The 385-nt window shown below is 74.0% G+C and carries 1 protein-coding gene; it reads left to right on the top strand.

Translation table 11 applies throughout. The features are described from left to right. Positions 1-130: 130 nt before the first annotated feature. A partial coding sequence (locus AAH991_RS40325; RefSeq protein ID WP_346231219.1) for a DUF222 domain-containing protein occupies positions 131-385 on the top strand: 255 nt, incomplete at its 3' end.

Genomic DNA, 385 nt, shown 5'->3' with positions numbered 1-385 from the left:
CCACCATGCGCAGACTCCGGAAGCGCCCGGCGCGCGGGGACCAGAGCCGCAGGCATCACCGGGGCCAGAGCCGGAGGCATCACCGGAAGCAGAACCGGGAGCGTCGGACGGCGGGCTGGCGGGAGATCAGGTGGGGGCGAGGCTGGGCGCGGCGTTGAGGACCGCGTGGGGGACGGCGCCGGGGTTGCTGCTGGCGACCGGGCAGGTGCTGCCCATCTCCGCCGTGCATCGGCTGGCCCGCACCTCCACCCTCGTGCGCCTGGTCATGGACGCCGAGGGACAGGTCCTGGACATGGGCCGCAAGGTCAGATTGGCGACTCCGGCCCAGCGGCGGGCCATCTTCGCCCGCTACGCCACCTGCTGGATCGACGGCTGCCCGCTGCCG

The sequence above is a fragment of the Microbispora sp. ZYX-F-249 genome (genome assembly GCF_039649665.1).
Lineage (GTDB): Bacteria > Actinomycetota > Actinomycetes > Streptosporangiales > Streptosporangiaceae > Microbispora > Microbispora maris.
This window is presented reverse-complemented; position numbering and strand designations above follow the sequence as displayed.